Annotated in this window: 18 protein-coding genes and 1 pseudogene; 8 read left to right on the top strand and 11 right to left on the bottom strand. The window is 69.5% G+C overall.

The features are described 5' to 3' along the window. Positions 1 to 4: 4 nt before the first annotated feature. Entirely contained in the window at positions 5 to 1,120 is a 1,116-nt protein-coding gene (locus AC3IYI_RS30740; protein ID WP_489406733.1) for a substrate-binding domain-containing protein, read from the bottom strand. Positions 1,121 to 1,238: 118 nt separating this feature from the next. Further along, on the bottom strand, positions 1,239 to 2,453 hold the full coding sequence (locus tag AC3IYI_RS30735) for an ROK family transcriptional regulator (protein ID WP_489406732.1): 1,215 nt from the start codon (positions 2,451 to 2,453) through the stop codon (positions 1,239 to 1,241). A gap of 580 nt (positions 2,454 to 3,033) precedes the next feature. On the opposite strand from AC3IYI_RS30735, the pseudogene AC3IYI_RS30730 reads away from it, so the two are divergent. Both AC3IYI_RS30730 and mgtA read left to right on the top strand, forming a co-directional pair. Beyond that, positions 3,034 to 3,294: pseudogene (locus AC3IYI_RS30730) on the top strand (cation-transporting P-type ATPase); the annotation flags it as partial. Positions 3,295 to 3,400: 106 nt separating this feature from the next. Beyond that, positions 3,401 to 5,752, top strand: a complete 2,352-nt coding sequence (gene mgtA, locus AC3IYI_RS30725) for a magnesium-translocating P-type ATPase (protein ID WP_489406731.1) — start codon at positions 3,401 to 3,403, stop codon at positions 5,750 to 5,752. Between the two features lie 726 nt (positions 5,753 to 6,478). On the opposite strand, the gene AC3IYI_RS30720 is transcribed toward mgtA, so the two are convergent. The 5 genes from AC3IYI_RS30720 to AC3IYI_RS30700 form a co-directional block, all read right to left on the bottom strand. Further along, positions 6,479 to 7,405 (bottom strand): carbohydrate ABC transporter permease, encoded by a 927-nt coding sequence (locus AC3IYI_RS30720; protein WP_489406730.1) that lies wholly within the window; start codon positions 7,403 to 7,405, stop codon positions 6,479 to 6,481. Positions 7,406 to 7,417: 12 nt separating this feature from the next. After that, positions 7,418 to 8,362 (bottom strand): carbohydrate ABC transporter permease, encoded by a 945-nt coding sequence (locus AC3IYI_RS30715; RefSeq protein ID WP_489406729.1) that lies wholly within the window; start codon positions 8,360 to 8,362, stop codon positions 7,418 to 7,420. A 43-nt stretch (positions 8,363 to 8,405) separates the two neighbouring features. Continuing rightward, a complete protein-coding gene (ngcE, locus tag AC3IYI_RS30710) occupies positions 8,406 to 9,857 on the bottom strand; it encodes an N-acetylglucosamine/diacetylchitobiose ABC transporter substrate-binding protein (RefSeq protein WP_489406728.1) in 1,452 nt (483 codons plus the stop codon). Between the two features lie 305 nt (positions 9,858 to 10,162). Beyond that, the gene (gene acnA, locus AC3IYI_RS30705) at positions 10,163 to 12,892 is read right to left on the bottom strand and encodes an aconitate hydratase AcnA (protein WP_489406727.1); all 2,730 of its coding nucleotides are present in this window, start codon (positions 12,890 to 12,892) and stop codon (positions 10,163 to 10,165) included. 260 nt (positions 12,893 to 13,152) lie between these two features. After that, positions 13,153 to 14,022, bottom strand: coding sequence for a haloalkane dehalogenase (locus AC3IYI_RS30700; protein WP_489411738.1), 870 nt, complete (start codon positions 14,020 to 14,022; stop codon positions 13,153 to 13,155). A 119-nt stretch (positions 14,023 to 14,141) separates the two neighbouring features. On the opposite strand from AC3IYI_RS30700, the gene AC3IYI_RS30695 reads away from it, so the two are divergent. The 3 genes from AC3IYI_RS30695 to AC3IYI_RS30685 all read left to right on the top strand — a co-directional run bounded on the left by AC3IYI_RS30695 (position 14,142) and on the right by AC3IYI_RS30685 (position 17,354). After that, the gene (locus AC3IYI_RS30695; protein ID WP_489406726.1) at positions 14,142 to 14,633 is read left to right on the top strand and encodes a MarR family winged helix-turn-helix transcriptional regulator; all 492 of its coding nucleotides are present in this window, start codon (positions 14,142 to 14,144) and stop codon (positions 14,631 to 14,633) included. Between the two features lie 67 nt (positions 14,634 to 14,700). Further along, the gene (locus tag AC3IYI_RS30690) at positions 14,701 to 16,230 is read left to right on the top strand and encodes a helix-turn-helix domain-containing protein (RefSeq protein ID WP_243331486.1); all 1,530 of its coding nucleotides are present in this window, start codon (positions 14,701 to 14,703) and stop codon (positions 16,228 to 16,230) included. 245 nt (positions 16,231 to 16,475) lie between these two features. Next, positions 16,476 to 17,354, top strand: coding sequence for a trypsin-like serine protease (locus AC3IYI_RS30685; protein WP_489406725.1), 879 nt, complete (start codon positions 16,476 to 16,478; stop codon positions 17,352 to 17,354). Positions 17,355 to 17,416: 62 nt separating this feature from the next. Here AC3IYI_RS30685 and AC3IYI_RS30680 read toward each other — a convergent pair whose 3' ends face one another. Next, entirely contained in the window at positions 17,417 to 18,055 is a 639-nt protein-coding gene (locus AC3IYI_RS30680) for an ADP-ribosyltransferase (RefSeq protein ID WP_489406724.1), read from the bottom strand. 308 nt (positions 18,056 to 18,363) lie between these two features. Between AC3IYI_RS30680 and AC3IYI_RS30675 the strand changes: the two genes are divergently transcribed. Then, entirely contained in the window at positions 18,364 to 18,939 is a 576-nt protein-coding gene (locus tag AC3IYI_RS30675) for an excalibur calcium-binding domain-containing protein (protein WP_489406723.1), read from the top strand. A gap of 133 nt (positions 18,940 to 19,072) precedes the next feature. Further along, positions 19,073 to 20,509 (top strand): cytochrome P450, encoded by a 1,437-nt coding sequence (locus AC3IYI_RS30670; protein ID WP_489406722.1) that lies wholly within the window; start codon positions 19,073 to 19,075, stop codon positions 20,507 to 20,509. A 20-nt stretch (positions 20,510 to 20,529) separates the two neighbouring features. On the opposite strand, the gene AC3IYI_RS30665 is transcribed toward AC3IYI_RS30670, so the two are convergent. Continuing rightward, positions 20,530 to 22,083 carry an MFS transporter gene (locus AC3IYI_RS30665; RefSeq protein WP_489406721.1) on the bottom strand — a complete coding sequence of 518 codons (1,554 nt, stop codon included), beginning with the start codon at positions 22,081 to 22,083 and terminating at the stop codon, positions 20,530 to 20,532. 111 nt (positions 22,084 to 22,194) lie between these two features. Between AC3IYI_RS30665 and AC3IYI_RS30660 the strand changes: the two genes are divergently transcribed. Then, positions 22,195 to 24,312 (top strand): S9 family peptidase, encoded by a 2,118-nt coding sequence (locus AC3IYI_RS30660; RefSeq protein WP_489406720.1) that lies wholly within the window; start codon positions 22,195 to 22,197, stop codon positions 24,310 to 24,312. A 35-nt stretch (positions 24,313 to 24,347) separates the two neighbouring features. Here AC3IYI_RS30660 and AC3IYI_RS30655 read toward each other — a convergent pair whose 3' ends face one another. Further along, positions 24,348 to 25,010 (bottom strand): response regulator, encoded by a 663-nt coding sequence (locus AC3IYI_RS30655; protein WP_489406719.1) that lies wholly within the window; start codon positions 25,008 to 25,010, stop codon positions 24,348 to 24,350. After that, on the bottom strand, positions 25,007 to 26,155 hold the full coding sequence (locus AC3IYI_RS30650) for a sensor histidine kinase (RefSeq protein ID WP_489406718.1): 1,149 nt from the start codon (positions 26,153 to 26,155) through the stop codon (positions 25,007 to 25,009). The genes AC3IYI_RS30655 and AC3IYI_RS30650 overlap by 4 nt, the downstream gene beginning before the upstream one ends. Positions 26,156 to 26,270 lie beyond the last annotated feature (115 nt).

The raw sequence follows: 26,270 nt of genomic DNA, 5'->3' as shown, positions 1-26,270 counted from the left end.
GGCCTTACTTCAGGCCGATGGCGGCACAGGCGGCCGCGTACTTGTCGGTGCAGATCTCGTCGACCGTGTACACGTTGTCGCGGACGACCGTGTCCTTGACGTTCGCCTTGGTCAGCGAGACGACCGGGATCAGCAGGGCCGGGACGCCCTTGGCGGTGGGGCTGTCGACCTTGGCGGTGGCGGTGGTCGCGATCGACTCGCCCTTGGCGAGGGCCACGGCCATCTTCGCGGCGGCCTCGGCCTCGGGGGCGTACGGCTTGTAGACGCTCATGAACTGCTCGCCCGCCACGATCCGCTGCACACCGGCGAGTTCGGCGTCCTGGCCCGTGACCGGGGGCAGGGGGGACACGCCGGCGGCCTTGAGGGCGGTGATGATGCCGCCGGCCATGCCGTCATTGGCGGAGTAGACGCCGATGACCTTGTCCTTGCCGAGCGCCGAGAGCGCGGCCGCCATGTTGGTGTTGGCGTTCTCCGGCTTCCACTCGACGGTGTCGTACTCCTTGCCGACGTTCACGTTGCCGTCGAGGACGGAGTGCGCGCCCTTCTTGAACAGCGCGGCGTTCGGGTCGGTGACGGAGCCGTTCATCATGACGATCTGGCCGTCCTTGGCCTTGGCGCCCAGGGCCTCCAGGAGCGCCTTGCCCTGAACCTTGCCGACCTCTTCGTTGTCGAAGGAGGTGTAGGCGTCGATCGGGCCCTCGGCCAGGCGGTCGTAGGCCACGACCGGGATGCCGGCCTCCTTGGCCTTCTTGACCGAGCCGGCGATGGCCTTGGAGTCCACCGCGTCGATGATCAGGACGTTCACCTTGTTGGTGATCATCGTGTCGACCTGGGAGTTCTGCGTGGTCGCGTCCTGCTTGGCGTTGGCGTAGACGACCTCGCCCTTGCCCGCGGTCAGGTCCTTGACCGCCTTCTCGATGAGCGGCTTGTCGAACTTCTCGTAACGCGCGGTCTGGTTCTCCGGCAGGAGCAGCCCGACCTTGATCGCGCCGCCCTTGACGGCTCCGGTGGCGGTGTCCTTCTTGTCCCCGGACTCCTTCGCGCTGCCACAAGCGGCGAGCGAGACGGCCATGGTGCCGGCAGCAACGGCGACGGCGACTCTGCGCATACGCGTGTTCATTACTTGAACCTCCCTGACGAGGCCGCAGCACTGCGGCCGAGGTGGATGTGAGTCAACCCCGGCCGCGAGTTTGTCGTCAAGGAGTGAATGCTTAACGAGATGACAACGACGCCATTCGTTATCTAACTGAAGACAAGACGGCTGGTGCTCGCACTCCACTGCCATTTTCCGCCAAAAGCGTCGAATCGCCCATCTCACTCAGTACGAGGGCCAGCGCGCCCAGTACCTCGGCCCGCCCGCCCAGGGATCCCGTGAGCACCGACAATTGCCGGGCGGCACTGGGAATCGCGTACCTCCCCACGGATTCACGGATGGGGGTCAGCACCAGTTCACCGGCGTCCGCGAGAGAGCCGCCGAGGACCACCCGGCTCGGGTTCAGGAGATTGCACAGACTGGCCACGCCGCTGCCGATGTGGCGGCCCACGTCCGTGATGACCCGACGGCAGCCGGGGTCCCCGTCGCGGGCCAGCTCCACTACCCGCTCCATCGTCAACTCCGGCCCGTGGCTGCTCTGCAGGAGCGGCAGCACGTACCGGGCGGCGGCGAAGGTCTCCAGGCAGCCGCGGTTGCCGCAGCGGCAGACCGGACCCGATTCGTCGAGCGTGATGTGCCCGATCTCGCCGGCCGTGCCGCCGGGCCCCCGGTAGATCTGCCCGTTGATCACGAGCCCGGCGCCGACACCGCTGGCCACCTTGATGTAGGCCAGGTCTTTTACTCCCCGGCCGCTCCCCCAAACGAGTTCACCCAGCGCCCCGAGGTTCGCGTCGTTGTCCACGTACACCGGTACGCCCAGGCGCTGCGAGAGCTCGCGCCGCGGGTTGATCCCGGCCCAGCCCGGCAGGATCGCGGTGGACCCGAGGGTGCCGGACTCCAGGTCGATGGGGCCCGGTACGCCCAGCCCGACGCCGATGACCTTGTCGCGGCCGATCCCGATGCCCTCGACGAGCCGTCCCACCAGGGCTTCCGCCCGGTCGAAGCCGTCGACCCAGGAGGCGTCCACGTCCAGCGGCTCGGACTCCTCGGCCAGCACCTGGTGGGCCAGGTTCCCCACGGCCACCCGCAGGTGGGTGTGGCCGAAGTCGACGCCGATCACGATGCCGGCGTCACCGCTGAGCGAGACGCTGCGCGCCCGCCTGCCCCCGGCGGAGGTGTCCGTGACCTCGACTGTCCCGGCCTCCTTGAGCTCCCGGACGATATTGGAGACCGTGGCCGCCGACAGTCCGGTGCTCCGGGCGATCTCCGCCTGGGTCAGCGAACCGGCGAGCCGTACCGCCCGTACGACGCGCTCCAGATTGGCGCGATGCAGTGAAGACTGCGATCCGGGAGTCTGCACGACTCATCCACTCCTGCCCATAAGCAACGGCAAGCCGTCGCCCCCCGGCCGGGGCCGTCAGCGGCTGCGTGCTCCGAGACCCCGGCGTCTCTCCAACTTGTGAACCTTAAGTCGAGCCTTTGCGCCTCGCGACGTCAAGAGGCCGCCACAGTACGAATCGGCCACTACCGGTCATAAGTATGAGAGAAACCTCCATCCTGATCGTGCTACGGTCGCCGTGGCGCTGGTCATCACGGTCTTCACGGCCGGATCGGGCGCCCTCTGTCATGCAAGCGCTACGCAAGGAGGTGTTCGGGATGAGTCCCGATCGAAGTCCTTGCAGCGCTCTCCTCGGCTGAGCTCCCTGAGCGGCCGGTCTCTCTTCGAGTGTGCACGCCCGCGGCCCCGCGCCGCTTCGCTGCGTTTCTGCATTCATCTTCGTAACCCCTTCCGCACGCCCTGACGCTTCCGTCGGGCGCGCGTCATCCATGCCCATCGGCGTGCCCCGTGGCCGTACGTGCCACCGTGCGCCGACCCATGATCACTCCACGTGACCGCGCGGCTTCGCGCTGCCCGGACGCCGTGGAGGGAGGTTTTTGCCATGACCATGCTCACCCCCCGTACCCCCACGAAGCTCGCACCCCCGGGCCGGGCCCGCCGCGAACGCAAGACCGCCGAGCTGGAGGCCCGTACCCGGGTCGTCGGCGAGCGGCTCGCCGAGGCCAGCGCCCGCCCGGGCGTCCAGGTCCTGCAAGAGGTGGACGCTTCCCGCAATGGCCTCACCCACGCCGAGGCCGCCCTGCGCCTCGAGCGCCACGGCTCCAACGTCATCGCCCAGGAGCGCACGCCCCTGTGGTTCGTCCAGCTGGCGAAGGCGTACTGGAACCCCTTCATCGGGGTCCTGATCTTCCTCGCCGCCATCATGTACACAGGACCCGGCGGACGAGGGCGTCATCATCCTCTCCATCATGGTCGGGGTCAGCGGCCTGCTCCGCTTCTGGCAGGAGTACCGCTCGGGCCGCGCGGCCGACGCGCTGAAGCAGCTCGTCACCACCACCTGCGCGGTGCAGCGCCGGGCCGGCAGCGGCGCGGCCCCCACCACCTTCGAGGTCCCGATGGCCCAGGTGGTCCCCGGTGACGTGGTCAAGCTGGCCGCCGGCGACCTGATCCCGGCCGACCTGCGGCTGATCACCTCCAAGGACCTGATGGTCAGCCAGGCCGCGCTGTCCGGCGAGTCCCTGCCGGTGGCCAAGGCCGACACCCGCGCGGAGGACCTCGGCCAGCACGAGACCACCGACCCCGTCGAGGCCGACAACCTCTGCCTGATGGGCACCTCGGTGACCTCCGGCACCGCCACCGGACTCGTCGTCGCCACGGGCTCCGACACCTACTTCGGCTCGATGGCCGGCTCCCTGGTCGGCGAGCGCCCGGAGACCAACTTCGACACCGGTGTGCGCAAGGTCAGCTTCCTGCTGATCCGCTTCATGCTGGTGATGGTCCCGATCGTCTTCATGATCAACGGCTTCACCAAGGGCGACTGGGAGGCCGCCTTCCTCCTCGGCATCGCCGTGGCGGTCGGCCTGACCCCCGAGATGCTGCCGATGGTCGTCTCCGCCAACCTGGCGCGCGGCGCGGTCGCCATGTCCAAGCGCAAGGTGGTCGTCAAGCGGCTCAACGCGATCCAGAACCTGGGCGCGATGGACGTGCTCTGCACGGACAAGACCGGCACCCTCACCGAGGACCGGATCGTCCTGGACCGCTACCTGGACGTGCACGGCGACGACGACAACGAGGTCCTGGAGTACGGCTACCTCAACTCGCACTTCCAGACCGGCCTGAAGAACCTGATGGACCAGGCGGTCATCGACCGCGTGGGCGAGGCCGAGGAGGTTGTCGTCGATGCCCGTTTCTCGATGGTCGACGAGATCCCCTTCGACTTCGCCCGACGCCGGATGTCCGTGGTCCTGAACCGCAACAGCATCGTGGGCGACCTCGGCCGCTCCGAGCACGTCATGATCACCAAGGGCGCCGTCGAGGAAGTCCTCGCCCTGTGCACCCACATGACGGACCGTGGGCAGAAGGTCGAGCTGACCGAGCAGCTGCGGTGGCACGTCTCGCGCATCGCCGAGGACAACAACCGCAAGGGCCTGCGCGTCCTGGCCGTCGCCACCCGCACGATGAGCACCCCCCGCGACACCTACACGGTCGCCGACGAGGACCAGCTGACCCTGGTCGGCTTCCTCGCCTTCCTCGACCCGCCGAAGGCAGACGCCGCGCAGGCCCTCCAGGGCCTCGCCGACAAGGGCATCGCGGTCAAGGTGGTGACCGGCGACAACGAGCTCGTCGCCGCCCGGGTCTGCGCCGATGTCGGCCTCACCGTCGGCCACGTGGTCGGCGGCACCGAGATCGACGCCCTCGACGACGCCGGACTGCGCGCGCTGGCCGCCCGTACGACGGTCTTCGCCAAGGTCAACCCGGTCCAGAAGGCCCGGATCGTACGGGCCCTGCAGGCCGACGGCCACACGGTCGGCTTCCTCGGTGACGGCATCAACGACGCGGCCGCGCTGCGCGACGCGGACGTCGGCATCTCGGTGGACACCGCCGTGGACATCGCCAAGGAGTCCGCCGACATCATCCTGCTGGAGAAGGACCTGACCGTCCTGGAGCAGGGCGTGATCCAGGGCCGGACCACCTTCGGCAACACGATCAAGTACATCAAGATGACGGCCAGTTCGAACTTCGGCAATGTCTTCTCGGTACTGGTGGCGAGCGCCTTCATCCCCTTCCAGCCGATGCTGGCGATCATGCTGCTGATGCAGAACCTGGTCTACGACATCGCCCAGCTGGCCACCCCCTGGGACCGGATGGACGAGGAGTACCTCCGCAAGCCCCGCAACTGGGACGCCAAGGGCATCGGCCGGTTCATGGTCTGCATCGGCCCCATCAGCTCGATCTTCGACATCGCAATGTTCGTGATCATGTGGAACGTGTTCGCCGCCAACAGCGAGGCGAGCCAGGCGCTCTTCCAGTCCGGCTGGTTCATCGAGGGACTGCTCTCGCAGACCCTGATCGTCCACATGATCCGCACCCGCAAGATCCCCTTCATCCAGTCGCGGGCATCCTGGCCGGTCATGGTGATGACCGTCCTCGCGGTGCTGACCGGGCTCTACCTGCCCTTCTCGCCGCTGGCCGAGTCGCTTGGCTTCGTGGCCCTGCCGGCGAGCTACTTCCCGTGGCTGATCGGCGTGCTGCTCGCGTACTGCACGCTCACGCAGCTCCTGAAGACCGTGTACATCCGCAAGTTCGGCACCTGGCTCTGAGGAGCCGTGGGTGAGTGGGGGCGGACCTCCTGCCGTGCCCACTGGGGCGGCACATGGTCCGCGAACCGAGCGGCGGGGCCGAGGTGGCCGCCCCTTCGGGGCCGTGTGCCTGGACGTGGAGGAGGCCCACATCCGCCACCGGCTGGTCGACACGCTCGGCCAGCCTGGCTGCCGACTGGGCTCGAACCGCAGCCAGGCCGACCCGAAGGCCGGCCTGGCTGTGGTGCCCGTACTGCTGCCCCCAAGGGCGGGGGCGAATGCGCGAGGAAGCTGTCAGCAACCTCTCTCTCGACCGTTCCTGTTCACCGTGCAGGAATGAGCCCGGCGCAGTGGCACGCCCCGAACGGTCTTGGGCGCACTGGGTTCCGGCTTTCGCGGCCCGGTCGGCGACACGCATCATGTGCGTGGTCCGTTCCGGGAGGTCCGGTTCCCTGACGACCTGGCCATGTGGGTACGGCCAAAGGCGACGGGGAGGCCCTGAACCATCACTCCGGTGGAGCAGGGGCCCCGCACGCTGGCACCGCACCCGGCGTCCCAGATCGCACCAGCGACGCTACCCGACCGAGTGCCACCCCTCGCAAGCCGCCAATCCGACAACCACCCAATCGAGCTAACGGCCGGGGTAAGCTGGTCGGTCGGGCCCAACCCCTCCGTCTCGGCGGTCAGCTGGTCGGTCGTGCCCGACCCGTCCGCTGCGTGAGCGGCCGTACTGATTGAGCGGCCGCGCTACTTGAGCGTGGCGGAGGTCAGGCCCGCCTGGATCTGCCGCTGGAAGGACAGGTAGACCACCAGCATCGGGATCATCGCGATGGTCACACCGGCGAACAGCACCGGCAGGTCCGTCTCGTAGCCCATCTGGTACTGCAGCTGGATCAGGCCCTGGGTGAGCATGTAGCGCTCGGGGTCCGATCCGGTCTGCGGCTGCATCAGCACGGACGGCAGGATGTACTGGTTCCACTGCCCCAGGATGTTGAATATCCCGACGCTGATCAGGCCGGGCTTGGCCATCGGCAGCATCACCTGGAAGAAGATCCGGGTGTGCGAGGCCCCGTCGATCACCGCCGCCTCGTGCACGGCCGTCGGCAGCGTCCGGAAGAACGAGTGCATGAAGAAGACGGTGAACGGCATCGAGTACGCCACGTACACCAGGATCAGGCCCTGGTAGGAGTTGAGCATGTCCAGCCGCTTCACCATGAAGAACAGCGGGACGAGCGCCAGGAAGACCGGGAACATGGCCCCGCTGACGAAGAAGTAGTAGATCGGCCGGTTGCCCGCGAAGGGATAGCGGGCCAGGACGTACGCGGCCATCGAGCCGAGCAGCATCGTCAGCGGGACCGAGAACACCATCACGATCAGCGTGTTGGCGAAGTAGTCCCCGATGCCCTTGCTCCAGGCGCGCCCGAAGGCGTCGAACTCCCAGTGGGCCGGCCAGCTCAGGGCCGAACTGCCGATCTGCACGTCGGTCTTGAAGGAGCCGAGCACGAGCCAGATCAGCGGCAGGACGATCAGTATCCCCCACACGGCGAGGAAGCCGTGCGAGAAGACGTTGAGCACCATGCCGTCGGAACCGTTCTTGCTCCCGCGGGGCTGCCCGGTGGCGGCGGAGCGCTTCTCGGCCGCCGCCTCGCCCGGTGCTTTGATCACAGTGGTCATCGTGGTCTCCCGCTAGAACTCGACGTGCTCGCGGCGAGTGGCCCGCAGCGTGATGGCGGAGAGGATCAGGGTGAGGACGAGCATCACGACCCCCATGGCGCAGGCGTAGCCCGCATTGCCGAAGTAGAGGAAGTTACGCATCAGCACCGTCGCCATGACCTCGCTGTGGTGGTCCGGTCCGCCGCCGAACTGGCCCGAGGTCATGGTCGACACGAGGACGAACATGTCCATCGCGGCGATGCCCAGATAGACCGCGGAGGTCTGCACAGAATCCCACAGCAGGGGCAGCGTGACCTTGAAGAAGGTCTGGGCGCGCCCCGCGCCGTCGAGCAGTGCGGCTTCGTAGATGTCCTTGGGCACCGACTGCATGGCCGCCGAGAACAGGACGAGGTAGAAACCGACCCCGTGCCAGACGACGACGAGCAGCAGGCACCACATGACGAAGTTGGGCTCGTTGAGCCATTCGATGGGGTGGGCCGGGTCGACCAGGCCCAGCTTGGTGAGGAAACCGTTCAGCAGGCCCCCCTCGTCACTGCGGTACACGGCTCCGAAGAGCACCGCGAGGATGGCGAGGGAGAGCACCTGCGGGAAGAAGTAGATCACCTTGTAGAGGGCGGAGCCCGCCACTCCCTGGACTCCGCCGGCTCCGCTGCGCCCGCCGGCGTTCAGCATGAAGGCGAAGAACAGGGCGATGAGGATGGTGATCGTCGGGACGAACACCAGGAGCAGCAGGTTGTTCAGCAGCGCGCCGCCGAAGACCTCGTCCTTCAGCAAGGCCGAGTAGTTGTCCAGCCCGACGAAGTCGAAAGTCGGTGACTGACCCGTCCAGTTGGTGAAGGAATAGCCGAACGTCTGAATGTACGGCCAGATGACAAAGGTCAGGTACAGCGCAAGGGGCAGGATGAGGAACCCGGCGATGAAGCCGCCCCGCCCCTTGCTGTTCGCTACGTGGCTCATGGTGTCCGTCCCTGGTGTTTCCGGGTGCCCGGTGGACGCGGTGTCAGCTGCGCTTGTTGTTCTTGGCGTTCGGGTCCTTGGTCGCCTTGTCTACCGCAGCCTGGGCCCGCTTGATCCATTCCTTGGGCTGGATGCGCTTGGCCATCAGCTCATTGGACGCGTTCTGGATCTCGGTGTCCATCTCGCTGTACCAGTCGGGGTAGCGGTAGTTGAAGGTGTTGTCCCCGGCCGTCTTGAGCGCCGCCACGGCCGACTGCGTACCCGGGCGGAGCTTGACCCCCGCGTCCACGCCGTCCTTGAGGACGGTGAGGGAGTTGGCCTGCTGGGCGAAGAGGGTCGACCACTCGCGCGACAGCATCGAGCGGAGGAACTCCAGGCCGCCGGCCTTGTTGGCGGCCTTCTCCGGGACGATGAAGGGCTCGCCGGCGCCGGCGCGGATGGCCTCGAAGGGCAGCTTGGAGCCGGCCAGCAGCGGCATCGGCAGGAACTGCATGTCGAAGTCGTCCGGGGTCTGCTTGAGCTGCTCGTTCTCCAGCCAGGAGCCGGAGGTGATGAAGGCGGCCTTGTACTGGTTCCACTGGGTCTGGGACTCGGTGTGGGTCAGGCCGTTGGTGCCCGGCATCAGCAGGTCCTTCTCGACCAGCTCGTAGACCGCCTCGACGGCCTCCAGCGCGACCGGGTTGTCCGCGAAGGCGTTCGGCTCCAGGTTGTCGATCGCCTTCATGGCATCCAGGCCGCCCTTCTTGGCGATCAGGTCCATGATGGCGACGTTGATGTAGTACGGGTGCTTGCCCTGGTGGGCCAGGCCGCCGATGCCGGCCGCCTTCGCCTTCTGACAGACGTCCATGAACTCGGGCCAGGTCTTCGGAGCGGTCCAGCCCTTCTCCTTGAAGAGCTTGCCCGAGTACCACAGGCCCCAGACGGTGTAGACGTACTGCAGCGCGACGAACTTTCCGCCGACCATGCCGGCTTCGATGGCCGCGGGGATCAGGGTGTCCCGGACCTTCTTGGTCGGGTCGTCGAGCGACGGGGCGTCGAGCACCACGGTGAGGTCGGCGAGCTGGTTGCCCTTGACGAGCACGTCCAGCTTGATCTGCTGGGCGCCGGAGTCGTCGATGACGTCCGGCGGGTTGCCGCCGTTGAAGCGGGGCTGCAGCTTGGAGGTGATCTCCTGGGTGGCGAGGTGCGAGGAAGTGGTGCCCCACTTCTTGTCGAACGCCGCTTCCCAGGCCTTGGCGTAGTCGTCGCCGTAGCCGCCCTTGAAGACGACCACGTCGAGCTTGCCGCCCTTGGCGACGCCGAACGGGTTCTCCTTGGTGACGGCCACCTTGGACTCGTTGCCCTTGGTCGTCTCGTCGGAGCCGGAGGCGCACGCGGACAGGAAGCTCATCGTCGGTACGGCGATCAGTCCGAGTGCCGCGGAGCGCTTGATCAGGTCCCGGCGGCCGAAGCCCTCACCGTTGCTGTTCTCGCCGTGGGCGGAGGTGGATCCCATGCTCAAGTCCTCGCCTTCGTCAGGAGTGTGAAGGAGGAAGGAAAGTGCGACTGCTGCCGCCCAGCGGACATCACCGCAGGTCCCCGCCATCCCCCCGTCCGAGGCCGCTCGTTTCGCGGTGACCCGGACGGGCACAGGTATAGTCCACTTCCGCTCCTGTGAGCAAGATCATGTACCGGTATGGGCCCCTACTTTTCCGAGTTGAGACCTCACCGTCACCTGAGCCGGACCGTCGGAGCCGCCCGCAGAAACGGAAGGGCCGTACCCCCTTAACGGAGGTACGGCCCTTTGGTGCCGGTATGCGCTTAGCCGCGGATGAGGTTGCGGAGCACGTACTGCATGATGCCGCCGTTGCGGTAGTAGTCGGCCTCACCCGGGGTGTCGATGCGGACGACCGCGTCGAACTCCACGCCCGTGTCGGTGGCGACCTTGACCGTGCGCGGGGTGGTGCCGTTGTTCAGCTCCTCCACACCGGTGAAGGAGAAGGTCTCCTCGCCGGTGAGGCCCAGGGCGGCCGCCGTGGCGCCCTCGGGGAACTGCAGGGGCAGGACGCCCATGCCGATCAGGTTGGAGCGGTGGATGCGCTCGTAGGACTCCGCGATGACGGCCTTGACGCCGAGCAGGGCGGTGCCCTTGGCGGCCCAGTCGCGCGACGAGCCCGAGCCGTACTCCTTGCCCGCCAGGATGACCAGCGGGATGCCGGCGGCCTGGTAGTTCTGCGAGGCGTCGTAGATGAAGGAGACCGGAGCGCCCTCGACGGTGAAGTCGCGCGTGAAGCCGCCCTCGGTGCCGGCCGCGATCTGGTTGCGGAGGCGAATGTTGGCGAACGTACCGCGGATCATGACCTCGTGGTTGCCGCGGCGGGAACCGTACGAGTTGAAGTCGCGGCGGTCGACGCCGTGCTCGGTGAGGTACTTGCCGGCCGGGGTGTCGGCCTTGATGGCGCCGGCCGGGGAGATGTGGTCGGTGGTGACCGAGTCGCCCAGCTTCGCCAGTACACGGGCGCCGGCGATGTCGGAGACCGGGGTGGTCTCCATCGTCATGCCCTCGAAGTAAGGGGGCTTGCGCACGTAGGTGGACTGCGGGTCCCACTCGAAGGTGTTGCCGGTCGGGATGGACAGCGCCTGCCACTGGGCGTCGCCCGCGAAGACGTCCTGGTAGGACTTGCTGAACATGTCTTCGCCGATCGCGTTCGCGACGACGTCGTTGACCTCGGCCTCGGAGGGCCAGAGGTCCTTCAGGAAGACCGGGTTGCCCTCGGTGTCGACGCCGAGGGCGTCCTTGGTGATGTCCACCTTCATGGAGCCCGCGATGGCGTACGCGACGACCAGCGGCGGGGAGGCCAGGTAGTTCATCTTGACGTCGGGGTTGATGCGGCCCTCGAAGTTGCGGTTGCCCGAGAGGACCGAGGTGACCGCGAGGTCGGCGTCGTTGATCGCCTTGGAGATCTCCTCCTCCAGCGGACCCGAGTTGCCGATGCAGGTGGTGCAGCCGTACCCGACGAGGTTGAAGCCCATCTTGTCGAGGTACGGGGTCAGGCCGGCCTTGTCGAAGTAGTCGGTGACGACCTTCGAGCCCGGGGCCAGGGTGGTCTTGACCCACGGCTTGCGGGCGAGGCCCTTCTCGACGGCCTTCTTCGCCACGAGCGCCGCGGCGACCATGACGTAGGGGTTCGAGGTGTTGGTGCACGAGGTGATCGCGGCGACCGTGACGGCGCCGTGGTCGATCTCGAAGGAGGTGCCGTCGGCCAGCGTGACCAGGGTGGGCTTGGTCGGAATGCCGTTGTGCTCGGCCGGGGAGTCGGACGCCGGGAAGGACTCCTTGCCGGCCTCCTCGTCGTCGGAGACGTAGTTGCGCACGTCCAGCGCGAACTGCTGCGAGGCGTTCGCGAGGACGATGCGGTCCTGCGGGCGCTTCGGGCCGGCGATGGAGGGGACGACCGTGGAGAGGTCGAGCTCCAGCTTCTCGGAGAAGTCCGGCTCGGCGGCCGGGTCCAGCCACAGGCCCTGCTCCTTGGCGTACGCCTCGACGAGCGCGACCTGCTGGGCGTCGCGGCCGGTCAGACGCAGGTACTTCAGCGTCTCCTCGTCGATCGGGAAGATCGCGGCCGTGGAGCCGAACTCCGGCGACATGTTGCCGATGGTGGCGCGGTTCGCGAGGGAGGTGGCGGCTACGCCCTCACCGTAGAACTCGACGAACTTGCCGACGACGCCGTGCTTGCGGAGCATCTCGGTGATGGTCAGCACGAGGTCGGTGGCGGTGGTGCCGGTCGGCAGCTCGCCGGTCAGCTTGAAGCCCACGACGCGCGGGATCAGCATGGAGACCGGCTGGCCGAGCATCGCGGCCTCGGCCTCGATGCCGCCGACGCCCCAGCCCAGTACGCCCAGGCCGTTGACCATCGTGGTGTGCGAGTCGGTGCCGACGAGGGTGTCGGGGTACGCCTGGCCGTTACGGACCATGACCGTGCGGGCCAGGTGCTCGATGTTGACCTGGTGGACGATGCCGGTGCCCGGCGGGACGACCTTGAAGTCGTCGAAGGCGGTCTGGCCCCAGCGCAGGAACTGGTAGCGCTCCTTGTTGCGGCCGTACTCCAGCTCGACGTTCTGCGCGAAGGCGTCCTTCGTGCCGAACTTGTCGGCGATGACCGAGTGGTCGATGACCATCTCGGCGGGCGAGAGCGGGTTGATCTTCGCCGGGTCGCCGCCGAGGGCCTTCACGGCCTCGCGCATGGTGGCGAGGTCCACGACGCAGGGGACGCCGGTGAAGTCCTGCATGATCACGCGGGCCGGCGTGAACTGGATCTCCTCGCTGGGCTGGGCCTGCGAGTCCCAGTTTCCGAGCGACCGGATGTGGTCGGCGGTGATGTTCGCGCCGTCCTCGGTACGGAGCAGGTTCTCCAGCAGGACCTTCAGGCTGTAGGGAAGGCGGGCGGAGCCCTCGACCTTGTCCAGCTTGAAGATCTCGTACGACTCGTCGCCCACCTGCAGCGTGCTGCGGGCGTCGAAGCTGTTCGCCGACACGACAGTCTCCTTCATGCATGAATTCGCGCGTATTGCCGCAATCCTGCCGCGAGGCACTCTGGCCTTTCCGCTAAGGTGAGGCTAAGTTAGGTAACCCTTACCAGCGGGGCGGCTGCGGCACGTCCGGGGCAGATATCTCGATGTCGAGATAACTCTAGTACATGCCAGGGGGCGGGACGAGGCACGCACCCTCAGCCCCGCCGGTACGGTCAGCCGCCCAGGCGATTTCGCATGTCCGGATTCGGCCCGGGCAGCGCGGCCACGGCTGCGGCGGCTCAGCCCGCAAGGCCGTGGCGCGCGGCCCAGGCCGTGACGGCGGCGGCGATCTCCTCGGGCCGGTCCTCCGGGCAGAGGTGGGCGGCGGCGCCGCAGTACCCGCTCTCCAGCGCGGAGATGTTCGCCTCGCTCCAGGCGACCAGCTCGGGGCCGACCATCAGGGCGGGCGAGCCGTCGAAGTGGAGCAGGAGCTTGGGCACCTGCGGGCTGGCGGCCAGCCAGGCGTCGTACTCCTCGACGCGGGCGACCACGTCCGCCGGTTCGCCGCCGATCGGCAGGGAGCGGGCCCACCGGAGCAGGGGGAGCCGGCTCTCGGGGGTCGGGTAGGGGGCGGCGTAGACGGCGTGGTCGGCCTCGCTCATCGGGTTCAGCACCGTCTTGCCGATGCTGTCCTCGATGAAGAGGTTCCGCTCCAGGATCATCTCCTCCCCCACCTCCGGGGTACGGATCGCCTCGAACCGGGCGCGGGCGGCGGGCGGGTACTCCTCCCAGGTCATCGGCCGCAGGATCGTCTCCATGAAGGCGAGGCCGCGGACCCGCTCCGGGTGGCGGGCGGCCCGGTCGAAGGCGAGCGCGCCGCCCCAGTCCTGGCCCACGAGGACGGCCTCCTCGATCCCCAGGGCGTCGAACCAGGCGTCGAGGTAGCGGGCGTGGTCGGCGAAGCGGTACTCGCCGCCGGGCTTTCCGGAGCGGCCCATCCCGATGAGGTCGGGGGCGAGGATCCGGACCCGGCCCCCGATCCGGGGCAGTACGCCCCGCCACAGGTGGGAGGAGGTCGGGTTGCCGTGCAGGAAGACGAAGGGGACGCCGTCGGGGGAGCCGAGCTCCTCGTAGTACATGGCCGAGTCGAGTACGTCGATGACGGGCACGGGGAACCATCCATTTCGTTTCATGTTCGTTTCATGGCATTTCGTTGGTGCCACTAATGTTCGTGACACCAACGAACTTAAATCGTTAGTGCCCCGAACGCAAGGGGTACGATCCCGGCATGACCACGGAAGAGGACCGGGGCGCCTCCGCCCTCCCGGCGCGACTGCGCGAACTGCCCAGCCGCCTGCTCTCACAGGCCTCGGCCCACGCCACACGGCTCGTCACCGAGGGACTGAGCGGGGCAGATGCCCGTAAATGGCATTACGCGACCCTGGTCGCCCTGGACGAGTTCGGACCCGCGAGCCAGGCGGCCCTGAGCGGCCGCACCGACATCCACCGCAGCGACCTGGTCGCCGTCATCAACGAACTCGCCGCACGCGAGCTCGTCGAGCGGGCCCCCGACCCCGCCGACCGGCGGCGCAACGTCATCACCCTCACGGCCGCCGGCCGGCGCCGCCTGCGCAAGCTGGAGCAACTGCTCGCCACCGCCCAGGAGGAGCTTCTGTCCCCTTTGTCCGTACCGGAGCGCGAGCAGCTCGTCGGACTGCTCTCCCGCCTCGTCGAGCACCACGCCCACTCCGGCCCCACGATGGGAACTGACGACCGGTAACACGCGCCGCCACCCGTCTGCCACACCCACCGCGAGCAACATCTCATATCTGAGATACGGTGCATCCATGGCAGACGACTACCTCGTACGCATCGGCAAGCTCATCCGTGACGCCAGGCAGCACCGTGGCTGGACACAGAGTCAGCTCGCGGACGCTCTCGGCACCAGCCAGAGCGCCGTGAACCGGATCGAGCGCGGCAACCAGAACATCAGCCTTGAGATGATCGCCCGCATCGGGGAAGCCCTCGACAGCGAAATCGTCTCCCTGGGCTACGCCGGTCCGATGCACCTGCGCGTGGTCGGCGGCCGCCGTCTGTCCGGCGCGATCGACGTCAAGACGAGCAAGAACGCGTGCGTGGCCCTGCTCTGCGCCTCACTGCTCAACAAGGGCCGTACGGTCCTTCGCCGGGTCGCCCGCATCGAGGAGGTCTACCGCCTCCTGGAGGTCCTGAACTCCATCGGCGTCCGCACCCGCTGGATCAACGACGGCGTCGACCTGGAACTCGTACCGCCGGCCCGCCTCGACATGGACGCCATGGACGCGGACGCGGCCCGCCGCACCCGCAGCATCATCATGTTCCTCGGTCCCCTCCTCCACCGGATGGACCACTTCAAGCTGCCCTACGCGGGCGGCTGCGACCTCGGCACCCGCACCATCGAGCCGCACATGATCGCCCTGCGCCGCTTCGGCCTGGACATCACCGCGACCGAGGGCATCTACCACGCCCAGGTCGAGGCGGGGATCTCCCCGGACCGCCCGATCGTGCTGACCGAGCGCGGGGACACCGTCACCGAGAACGCGCTGCTGGCCGCCGCCCGGCACGACGGCACCACCGTCATCCGCAACGCCTCCTCCAACTACATGGTCCAGGACCTGTGTTTCTTCCTGGAGGCGCTGGGCGTCCGGGTCGACGGCGTCGGCACCACGACCCTGACCGTCCACGGCGTCCCGAACATCGACGTGGACGTGGACTACTCCCCCTCGGAGGACCCGGTCGAGGCGATGAGCCTGCTGGCCGCGGCGGTCGTCACGGAGTCCGAACTCACCATCCGCCGGGTCCCGATCGAGTTCATGGAGATCGAGCTCGCGGTCCTGGAGGAGATGGGCCTCGACCACGACCGCTCCCCCGAGTACACCGCCGACAACGGCCGCACCCGCCTGGTGGACCTCACCGTCCGCCCGTCGAAGCTCGAAGCGCCGATCGACAAGATCCACCCGATGCCCTTCCCCGGGCTGAACATCGACAACGTCCCCTTCTTCGCCGCCATCGCGGCCGTGGCCCAGGGCCAGACCCTGATCCACGACTGGGTGTACGACAACCGCGCCATCTACCTCACGGACCTCAACCGCCTCGGCGGCCGCCTCCAACTCCTGGACCCCCACCGCGTCCTGGTCGAGGGCCCCACCCGCTGGCGCGCGGCGGAGATGATGTGCCCGCCGGCCCTGCGCCCGGCGGTGGTCGTCCTCCTGGCGATGATGGCAGCGGAGGGCACCTCGGTCCTGCGCAACGTCTACGTCATCAACCGCGGCTACGAGGAACTGGCGGAGCGCCTCAACTCGGTGGGCGCACAGATCGAGATCTTCCGCGACATCTAGGACCTGAGCCGACCTGAGCCCCCGTCACTCCTTACAGGGAGCGGCGGGGGCTCGGGCGTGGGCCGCCTCCCCCAGGCGCTGCCGCAGAGCGGACCGCACATCCTCCCGACTTTCCGTCACCCAACAGGAGATGGGTCAAGCAACAGCCAAAAACCCCGGCACTCTTGCCGCCCGCCCGCCCACACGCTTCACTGTCGATCACCCCACAGGAGAACCCAAACCCCCACGACATCGAAGGGTTTCCCTTGACTGCCGTACCCATACGCCTGAGCGCCGTCACCGGCGCGGCCTGCGCGCTCGTCCTCGCCGCAGCCCTGCCGTCCTCGGCGATCAATACGTACAACGCGACGCCCGCGCCGGAACGCACCGAGGTCGGCGCCCTCGTCGCCACCTGGGACAACGACGACGACCCCGCGACCCCGGACCGGGTGGACTGGGTCTGCTCCGGCACCATGATCGACGCGGACACGTTCCTGACGGCCGCGCACTGCACCACCGACTGGCCGGCGAACGTGAAGTTCTACGTCTCGCTCGACCAGGACGTGCAGGTCGGTCTCGACAAGGCCGCCGCCGCGCACCCCGGGGACCCCGCCGCCGTGGCGAAGGCCGTCGCCGTACAGGGCGTCGCCCACAGCCACCCCGACTACCCGGGCCCGGCCTCCGACGGCCACGACATCTCGGTCATCGAGCTGCCCGCCGCCCAGGTGAAGGCCCGCTGGAGCTTCACCCCGGCCACCCTCCCCAAGGCCGGCGCACTCGACGCGCTGGGCCCGCGGGGGCTCAACGACACCTCGTTCTCCGTCACGGGGTACGGAACCGAGGAGGCCCTGCGCGGTCCGGGCGGCCACACCCACCCCGGCGGCGGCGTGCGGATGAAGGCCCCCGTCGGCTTCAACGCGCTCAACAACACCTGGGTGCGCCTGGCCATGACCGAGCCGCAGGGCAACGGCGGTGCTTGCTACGGAGACTCCGGCGGCCCGAACTTCGCCGTGCTGAACGGCAAGTTCACCCTGGTGGCCACCACCATCACGGGTGACGGCCCGTGCTACGCCACGAACGTCTCCTACCGCCTGGACGCTCCCGGCGCCCGCGCGTTCCTCTCCCCGTTCGCCAAGCTGCCGTAGCCCGAGCCGCTTCCACGTCGAGTGCCGTCGGGCTCCCCGCCCGGCGGCCCCGGCATGGGTGATCAGCCGGGGAAGTCGGTGCGCCAGGGTTCGTAGTGCGGGTTGTCCTGGCATTCCTCCATGATCTCGATCTTCTTCACCGTGTCCACCGGGCAGACGGCCACGATGAACGAGCGCGCGACGCCGCCGGGGAAGGCCACCTCCACCTGGGAGGCGTACTTGTGGGTGTCGCCGATGGTCTGGTTGACGTCCACCCCGCCCGGGGCGTCGATGTAGTAGTTCCAGCCACTCTTCCAGGACTTGTACAGGTCGTGGTTGTACGTGGTGGAGACGTACGGGGAGGGCTGGTTGACCAGGACGTAACTCTCGATGTCGTACTGGCCGTTCAGGGTGTCCTTGGGCAGGAAGCCCTCCTCGAAGACCACCGACGGCGGGCGGCCGTCCGAGCGGTAGAGCTGCTTGCAGTTGATCCGCCAGGACGGTGAGGGGGTGATGCGCTCCACCTCCACGCGTTCGTCGGCGGCTGCGAAGAGGTGGTCCTGGACCCGGGGGCAGGAGTTCGCGGGAGCGGCCGCGGCCGCGTGGAGCGATCCGGGGGTGGAGGCGGGGGCCGATGCGGAGGCCGAGGCCGGGGGGAGCAGGGCTGCGGCGAGGGCGGTCGCGAGCACGGCGGCGCGACGGCGCAGGGCGGGGATGATCATGCGCCCACCCTCGCGCTCCGGTGGCGGCCGCGCGGGCATCGTCACTCGATGGTGAGCGTGTCGGCGATCGCGCCGACTGCCTTGGCAGTCGGGCGAGTTGAGGCGTAACGATCCTTCGGCGGGCGGCCGTCCCGCGCACCCTCGATCCGCTGCGGGCCTGCCCCGGAGCGGAACCCCGAGACCCGGTTCCCGGTTCGGCCTACACACGCGGGGATGATCAACGTATTCTGCGGCGGTTCGCCTCAACAACGACCACGGGGGGTCATATGTTCCAGCGAAGCACGCACCACAGACGCAGGGGTGTCGCCATGACGGCGATGGCGGGCGCGGTCGTCCTGTCCCTCGCCGGCTGCGGGGGCACGGCCACGAAGAGTTCCGACAAGCCCGGCTCGACGCCCGTGATGCCCGCGCTCGTCGGCAAACCGGCCTTCGAGGCCGAGAACCTCGTCAACAAGCTGTTGACCAAGCCGGTCGAGGTCCGCAGCGCCTACTCCGACGTCGAGGTGCCCACCGTCCACTTGGTGTGGCGGGTCTGCTTCCAGACCCCGGCGGCAGGGGCCCCGCTGCCGCCCAGGAGCGCCGCCGAGATCTCGCTCACCGACTCGGTCACCCCGTGCCCGGAGAAGGCCGGAGCCGCCCTGAAGCCCGTCAGCACGCCGGCGCCGACCCAGACCCCGGGCTCCGGCAAGACCCCGGCCCCCGCCGCGACGGGCAAGGCGAAGCCGCCGGCGTCCTCCCCGACCCCGGCCCCCGCGCCCAAGGACGTCTACTACAAGAACTGCACCGAGGCCAAGGCCGCCGGCGCCGCCCCGATCCGGCGCGGCCAGCCCGGCTACGGCAAGCACCTCGACAGGGACAACGACGGCATCGCCTGCGACAAGTAGGAGGGGGAGGGAAAGGGCCGCGCCGCCGCCCCGCGCTGCGGCGATATTCGGCCTGGTGCCCCGGCAGCCCCTCGCCTCCGGTGGGCGGCCGCCCTCAGAATCGCCCTGTCGGCACAGTTCTGAGGGCGGAGCCATGGCAACAGCGCAAGCACCACGAGCAGGCAGCAGCGACCGTACGGGGATACCCCGGCTGGAGGGTGCCCCGCTGCTCGGGTCGCTCGCCGACCTTCAGTCGGATGCTCTCGGTACGTACCGGCGGGCGCAGCACCTGCACGGTGACGTCGTGCGGATCACGGCCGGTCCGCCGGGGCTGCGCACCGAGCTGCACTGTGTGTTCTCGGCGGAGGGGGCGCAGCAGGTCCTGGCCTCGCAGGCGGCCAACTTCCGCAAGGACAACGCCCTGTACCAGGAGATCCGCGACGCCCTCGGCAACGGTCTGCTCACCAGCCAGGACGAGGATTACCTGCGCCAGCGACGGCTGGTGCAGCCGCTGTTCACCAAGCGCCGGGTGGACGGGTACGCGGACGCCGTCGCGACCGAGACCGCTTCCACCCTCGCCGCCTGGGAGGCGGCGCCGGACGGGGTCGTCGACGTCTCGGACGCGATGATGGCCCTGGCACTGCGCGCCGTCGCCCGGATCCTCTTCGGCACCGACGTGGACGCCGCCGCAGATGTCGTGGACCTGTGCTTTCCGGTCATCACCGCCCATGTGATGCGCCGCGGCTACTCCCCCGTCAACGTCCCCCGCGACTGGCCCACTCCGGGCAACAAGCGGGCGGCCGCCGCGATGGACGAGCTGTACGCGGTGTGCGACGGGATCATCGCCGAGCGCCGCCGGAGCGCGGGGGCGGGTGAGCGGGCGGGCGAGGGGGCGGGCGAAGGGGCCGCCAAGGGAGCCGACGAGGATCTGCTGTCGCTGCTCGCCGCCGCGAGCAGCGCGGACGACGGGGAGTTCGACGCCACCGAACTGCGCGAACAGGTCCTGGTCTTCCTGCTCGCCGGGCACGAGACGACCGCCACCTCGCTCGCCTTCTCCCTCCACCTGCTGGCCCGCCATCCCGGGTTCCAGGACCGGGCCCGCGCCGAGATCGCCGCGGTCCTGGGCGACCGTACGCCCGGGGCCGCCGATCTCGACCGGCTCCCGTACCTCACCCAGGTGCTCAAGGAGGCCATGCGGCTCTACCCGGCGGCTCCCGTCCTCGGCCGCCGCTCGGTCGCCGCGGCCGAGGTCGACGGGTACACCATCCCGGCCGGCGCCGATGTGATCGTGGCGCCCTGGGTGACCCACCGCCACCCCGCCTACTGGCCGGACCCGGAGCGCTTCGATCCCGACCGGTTCACCCCGGAGGCGGAGGCGGGACGGCCGCGTTACGCCTGGCTGCCCTTCGGCGGCGGTCCGCGCGCCTGCATCGGACAGCACTTCTCCATGCTGGAGTCGGTGATCGCGCTGGCGATGCTGCTGCGGACCTACGAGTTCGAGGCGGTGGACACCGAGATTTCCGTCGCCGCCGGGATCACCCTGCGCACCACCAGTCCGGCGCGCTGCCGGATCCGTCGCGTGGATGCGTAGGAGAACCCGGGGTCCGCCTCTCAGACGGCCGTCGGTTTGTGGTTGCCCTGGAGGCGGGCCAGGTCCGAGGGGCGCACCTGGATGACGAACAGTGCGATCGCCGCACCCACCAGGGTGAACAGGGCCGCCACGATGAAGGCCGCGCTGATGCCCGAGGTGAGCACCTGGTCGCTCCAGGGTTTCGGGAACTGTCCGGTCTGCTCGAAGTACGCCTTCTGTTCGGGGTTGGCCGTGCGCAGGAAGTCCGGCACCTGGTCCTTGACCTCGTTGCGGCTGGCCGTACCGAAGACGGTCACCAGGATCGACAGACCGAGCGAACCGCCCACCTGCTGAGTCGTGTTGAGCAGTCCGGAGGCCGCGCCGGACTCCCGGTCGGGGACGTTGGACAGGGCCATCAGCGTCAGCGAGACGAACTGCAGGCCCATGCCGAGGCCGAAGATCAGCAGCGGGCCCAGGATGCTGCCCAGGTACGTCGAGTGGATGTCGGTCTGCGTCAGCCAGGCGAGTCCGGCCGCCGAGCACAGCGCGCCCCCGACCATGAACGGCTTGGGACCGTACTTGGGCAGCAGTTGCGAGGCGATTCCCGCGCCCACCGCGACCACCGCGCTCACCGGCAGGAAGGCGAGGCCCGCCCGCAGCGGGCTGAAGCCGAGCACGATCTGCACGAACAGCGTCAGGAAGAAGAACATTCCGAAGATCGCGCAGGCGAGGAACAGCATGATCCCGTACGTACCGGCCCGGTTGCGGTCGGCGAACATGTGCAGTGGGGTGATCGGCTGGGGCGAGCGCCGCTCGTTGAGGACGAACAGGGTCAGCAGGACCACGGCGGCGCCGAAGGAGGCGAGCGTCCACGGATCGCGCCAGCCCTCCTGGGCCGCGCGGATGAACCCGTAGACGAGCGCGACCATGCCGAGCGTGGACAGCAGCGCGCCCGCGAAGTCGAAGTGTCCCGGGTGGCGTTCGGACTCGCGGATGACCTTCGCGGCCAGCAGGGCGATGAGCGCGGCAATCGGGACGTTGACGAAGAACACCCAGCGCCAGTCGAGCCAGGTGACCAGCATGCCGCCCGCGAGGAGCCCGATCGCGCCGCCGCCGGCCGAGACCCCGGCGAACACCCCGAACGCCCGGTTGCGGGCGGGGCCTTCGTGGAAGATGGTCGTGATCAGCGCGAGGGAGGTCGGGGAGGCGATGGCGCCGCCGACGCCCTGGAGGGCCCGGGCGCCCATCAACTGGCCCTCGTTCTGGGCGAGTCCGCCGAGGAGGGAAGCCAGCCCGAAGAGCAGGATGCCGAAGATGAAGACCCGCTTGCGGCCGAGGATGTCGCCGGCGCGCCCGCCGAGCAGCAGCAGACCGCCGAAGGTGAGGGTGTAGGCGTTGACCACCCAGGACAGGCTCTCGGTGGAGAAGTCGAGCGCGGTCTGGATGTGCGGCAGCGCGATGTTCACGATGGTGATGTCGAGGACCACCATGAGTTGACAGGAGGCGATGACGAACAGGGCTAGCCCGTTCCCGCTCCCTCGGACCTTGCCGTCGGTCCCGGTGCTGGTACTGCTCGGCGTAGCGTTCGGGTCCACTTTTTCGACGCTAAACCTGTATCGGGAGTGTCACCACTCGAATGGCCTAGGCCATGTGGCATATGTTATGTGATATATACCGTGTAGTATTTCACATGACACACTGGTTCCATGGATCGCATGGATGACTTCCTCAGGCTCTCCGCGAGCACCGCCCGGTTCACCTACGGCGCCCCGCGCGCCTTCTCCTTCGGCGACGAAGGCCGGCTCCTCTGGTTCCTCCGCTCCACCGGCCCCACCGATCCCTTCGACGGCCTCTGGGTCCTGGACACCGCCACCGGCACCGAAACCCGGCTCGCCGACCCCCGCGAACTGTCCCCCGAGCCCGCGCCCCTCCCCGTAGTCGAGCGCCGGCTGCGCGAACGCTCGCGGCTCGTCGCCGCCGGGATCGGCTCGTACGCGCTCTCCGCCGACGGGCGCACGGCGGTCTTCGCGCTCTACGGGCGCCTGTACGAGGTCACCTTCGCGGCCGACGCCGGAGCGCCCGCGCAGCCCAAGGAGCTCCCCACCGCCGGGCCCGTCTTCGACCCGCGCCCGAACCCCGACGCCTCGCGCATCGCCTACGTCACCGACGACGCCCTGCACACCGTCCCCGGCGGCCGGGTCAGCCCCGACGACGGAGCCCGCTGGGGCGTCTCGGAGTTCGCCGCCGCCGAGGAACTCGACCGGCACCGGGGGCACTGGTGGTCCCCCGACGGGGACCGCCTGCTGGCCGCCCGCGTCGACGAATCCGCCCTCCAGCGGCGCTGGTTCGCCGACCCCGCGCATCCGGAGCTCCCGGCCGAGGACTTCGCGTACCCCGAGGCGGGCGGCCCCAACGCCGACGTGCAGCTCTGGGCGCTCGGACCGGGCCCGGACGCCGCCGTGCGGCTCGACTGGGACACCGAGACCTACCCGTACGTCTCCGACGCGCAGTGGCCCCCGGGTGACACCGCGCCCGCCGAGATCCTGCTCACCGTGCACGACCGGCTCCAGCAGAACGTCCTGCTGCTCTCCGCCGACCCGGACACCGGCCACACCCGGGAGCTGTCGCGCACCACGCACCCCCAGTGGGTGGACCCCATGCTCCCCGGTACCCCGGCGCGCCTGGCCGACGGCAGGATGCTCACCTCGGCCGACACCCCCGGCGGGGCGGCCCGCGCGCTCGCGCTGGACGGGGTACTCCTCACCGGGGACGGCCTCCAGGTCCGCAAGGTGGCCGGCACCCACGGGAACCGGCTGCTGATCGAGGCCGGGCAGCGCGACCCCGCCGAGCAGCAGGTGCTCCTGCTGGACCCGGACACGGGCGAGGTGACCCCGCTCGCGGACGGGCCCGGGGTGCACTCCGTCCTGGCGGCCTCCGCCGGGGCGCTGCTGCTGAGCTCCGCCGACGCGGACGGGATCCGGCGCGTCCTGCGGACCTCCGACGGGCGGGCCAGTGACCTCATGTCCAACTCCCCCGGCGACCTGTCGCAGCCGCTTCCGTACCGGGTGGTCCCGGTGCTGGAGCGGGTCACCGAGCACGGGGTGCCCACAGCGCTGGTGCTGCCGCGCGGGCACGTAACCGGCACCCGGCTGCCCGTCCTGATGGACAGCTACGGCGGCCCCGGCATGCAGGACGTCAGCGCCGAGCCGCGCCGCTGGCAGCACCGGCAGTGGTGGGCCGACCAGGGCTTCGCCGTGGTCACCGTCGACAACCGCGGCACCGCGTACGTCTCGCCGCGGTTCACCCACGCCATGTACCGGGGCTTCTCCGAGGTCACCCTGGAGGACCAGGTCGCGGCCCTGCAGGCGCTCGGGGCGCGCCACGGCGACCTCGACCTGACCCGGGTCGCAATCCGCGGTTGGTCGTACGGCGGGTACCTCTCCGCGATGGCGGTGCTGCGCCGCCCGGACGTCTTCCACGCGGCGGCGGCCGGAGCCGCGCCGACCGACTTCCGGCAGTACGACACGGCGTACACCGAGCGGTACCTGGGTCTGCCCCAGGAGCACCCGGAGGTCTACGAGCGGGACAGCCTGCTCTCCGACGCGGCGGGTCTGCGCCGGCCGCTGCTGCTGGTCACGGGGCTGGCCGACGACAACGTCCACCCCTCGCACACCCTGCGGCTCTCGCAGGCCCTGACCGACGCGGGCCGCCCGCACCAGCTCCTCGCACTGCCGGGCGTCACCCACATGACCCCGGGCGGGGCGCGGGAGAAGATCATGGCGCTGGAGCTGGAGTTCTTCCGCAAGGAGCTGGGTCTCGCCTGAGAACGTGTGGGGTGATTGATCAACTGCACACCTTCTCAGGCCGGGCGGACCAGGCGGTTGTCGTGGGCGAAGACCACCGCCTGGATCCGGTCGCGGAGTTCGAGCTTGTGCAGGATCCGCCCCAGATGGGACTTCACGGTCGCCTCCGCGAGGTACAGCGCGGCCGCGATCTCGGCGTTGGACAGGCCGCGGCCGACCTCGACGAGCACCTCGCGCTCACGGGCGCTCAGCCGGTCCAGCCGCTCGTCGCGGACGGCGGCGCCGCCGTCGGACAGGTGCAGACGGAAGTCCTCCAGCAAGCGCCGGGTGATCCGAGGGGAGAGCACCGCGTCGCCCGCCGCGACGTTGCGGATCGCGGTGAGCAGCTCCTGCGGCCTGGTGTTCTTCAGCAGGAAGCCCGAGGCTCCGGCGGCGAGACCGGCGAAGGCGTACGCGTCCAGGTCGAAGGTGGTCAGGATCAGCACTCTGCTCCGCGGGGAGACCTCGACGACCTGTCGGGTCGCCTCGATCCCGTCCGTCCCGGGCATCCGGACGTCCATGAGGACGACATCGGGCCGCAGCTCCCGGGCGAGGCGGACGGCCTGGGCGCCGTCCGCGGCCTCGCCGACCGGTGTCATGTCGGGCTGGGCCTCCAGGACCGTGCCGAAGGCCATCCGGAGCAGCGCCTCGTCGTCGGCGATCAGGATGCGGATCGTCATGCGCAGGCCGCCCCGCCGCCGTTGAGGAGGAGTCGGGTACGGACGGCCCAGCCGCCGCCCGGAAGGGGTCCGGCCCGCAGCGTCCCCCCGTAGGCGGCCGCGCGCTCGCGCATGCCGGGGATGCCGTGGCCGGGCGGTGCGGCGGCGGGCCGCGCCGGGCGGGGGCCGCTGTCGGTGACTTCCACGCCGACGGCCTGGGCCGAGCACTCGACCAGGACCGTCGCGCGGGTGCCGGCGGGTGTGTGCTTGAGGGTGTTGGTCAAGGCTTCCTGCACCAGACGGTAGACGGTGAGTTGTGCGGTGGCGGGGACGTGGGTGTGGCCGCCGCGGACCTCCAGGCGGGTCGGTAGCCCGGTGGCGCCCATCTGGTCGGCGAGGGCCTCCAACTGGGCGATGCCGGGCGGCGGGTGGCGCTCCGCGTCCCGCTCGCCGGTCCGCAGGACGCCCAGCGAACGTCGCATGTCGGTCAGCGCCTGCCGGCCCGTCTCGGAGATCTGCAGCATCGCGGCGGTGGCCCGGTCCGGGGACCTGTGCTGGGCGTAGACGGCGGCGTCGGTGAGCGCGACCATGACGGACAGGTTGTGGGTGACGATGTCGTGCATCTCGCGGGTGATCCGGGCCCGCTCCTCGGCGACGGCCAGCCGTGCCTGCTGCTCCTGGTGCAGCGCCAGCCGTTCGGCCCGTTCCTGCACGGCGGCGAGGTAGGCCCGGCCGGTCCGCACGTTCACCCCGAGGACGGTGGCGGCGACGACCGTCGCGGAGAGCGCGACGAAGGGGGTCGGGAACGCGCCGTCCGGTACCCAGCGCAGGCAGGCCAGCAGGGCTCCGCCCTCCACGACGGCACCGGCAAGGAGCGTGCCGCGCCGGCCCGTGTGCGCGGCCGCCGTGTAGAGGGCCACCAGCAGGGCGATGTCCGCGGGCAGTTGGACGTCCATCAGCCACTGGACGAAGGCCGCGGCCGCCACGGCGCCGAACACCGCGAGCGGGGCCCGGCGCCGCCACAGCAGGGGGAGCGCCAGGGCGGCGGTGAGCGCCGCGGCCACCGGCAGCTCCCGCGCCGGGTGGGCGGTCACGACGTTGAGGAGGAGAAGGATCGGCAGCGCCGCGTCCCACACCAGGGGCGGTACCCGGTCCCGGTGGCGCACCGTCACACCTCCCCGTCGATCGGTCGTCGTGGCGGCCCGACCGGGACGTCAGCGCGTACAGCCGGAGCCTAGGCCGCGGGGGCGGCGGCGCGCATGAGCCCACCGTCGGACCGCA

Source organism: Streptomyces sp. GL_148 (genome assembly GCF_057834205.1).
Note: the sequence above shows the minus strand (reverse complement) of the source record. Positions and strands in the feature narration are given on the sequence as shown.

Bases quoted from the DNA above. Each gene is read 5' to 3' on its own strand.
- AC3IYI_RS30740 (WP_489406733.1), bottom strand. From the start codon at position 1,120: ATGAACACGCGTATGCGCAGAGTCGCCGTCGCCGTTGCTGCCGGCACC.
- mgtA (WP_489406731.1), top strand. From the start codon at position 3,401: ATGGTCGGGGTCAGCGGCCTGCTCCGCTTCTGGCAGGAGTACCGCTCG.
- AC3IYI_RS30720 (WP_489406730.1), bottom strand. From the start codon at position 7,405: ATGACCACTGTGATCAAAGCACCGGGCGAGGCGGCGGCCGAGAAGCGC.
- AC3IYI_RS30715 (WP_489406729.1), bottom strand. From the start codon at position 8,362: ATGAGCCACGTAGCGAACAGCAAGGGGCGGGGCGGCTTCATCGCCGGG.
- ngcE (WP_489406728.1), bottom strand. From the start codon at position 9,857: ATGGGATCCACCTCCGCCCACGGCGAGAACAGCAACGGTGAGGGCTTC.
- acnA (WP_489406727.1), bottom strand. From the start codon at position 12,892: ATGAAGGAGACTGTCGTGTCGGCGAACAGCTTCGACGCCCGCAGCACG.
- AC3IYI_RS30695 (WP_489406726.1), top strand. From the start codon at position 14,142: ATGACCACGGAAGAGGACCGGGGCGCCTCCGCCCTCCCGGCGCGACTG.
- AC3IYI_RS30690 (WP_243331486.1), top strand. From the start codon at position 14,701: ATGGCAGACGACTACCTCGTACGCATCGGCAAGCTCATCCGTGACGCC.
- AC3IYI_RS30680 (WP_489406724.1), bottom strand. From the start codon at position 18,055: ATGATCATCCCCGCCCTGCGCCGTCGCGCCGCCGTGCTCGCGACCGCC.
- AC3IYI_RS30675 (WP_489406723.1), top strand. From the start codon at position 18,364: ATGACGGCGATGGCGGGCGCGGTCGTCCTGTCCCTCGCCGGCTGCGGG.
- AC3IYI_RS30670 (WP_489406722.1), top strand. From the start codon at position 19,073: ATGGCAACAGCGCAAGCACCACGAGCAGGCAGCAGCGACCGTACGGGG.
- AC3IYI_RS30660 (WP_489406720.1), top strand. From the start codon at position 22,195: ATGGATCGCATGGATGACTTCCTCAGGCTCTCCGCGAGCACCGCCCGG.
- AC3IYI_RS30655 (WP_489406719.1), bottom strand. From the start codon at position 25,010: ATGACGATCCGCATCCTGATCGCCGACGACGAGGCGCTGCTCCGGATG.